1 protein-coding gene is annotated in these 211 nt (G+C 63.5%); it reads right to left on the minus strand.

Annotation, left to right across the window (positions count from 1 at the left end; translation table 11 throughout):
• Positions 1 to 195: hypothetical protein (locus MO867_RS23385; protein ID WP_252473562.1), on the minus strand; the 195-nt coding region annotated here is incomplete at its 3' end.
• Positions 196 to 211: the final 16 nt, after the last annotated feature.

Below are 211 nucleotides of genomic sequence, written 5' to 3' on the forward strand. Positions count from 1 at the left end.
CAAAGTATCCTTGCGCTCGGCGCCTTGCTTTCCCGTAACGGCCGGCACTTCTGCTGCATCCTGCCCGGCCCCGGGCTGGCCTGACCCAGACGCTGCTGCAGGCGACCTGTCTGCCGCGTTACAGACCTGCTCACCGTTGGGTCCCTCCTCGCATTCCGCTGATAACGCCTCATCAGGAACGTCGACTGCCGGCATCGACACCACCGAAATT

Source organism: Microbulbifer okhotskensis, assembly GCF_023895975.1.
Taxonomy (GTDB): domain Bacteria; phylum Pseudomonadota; class Gammaproteobacteria; order Pseudomonadales; family Cellvibrionaceae; genus Microbulbifer; species Microbulbifer okhotskensis.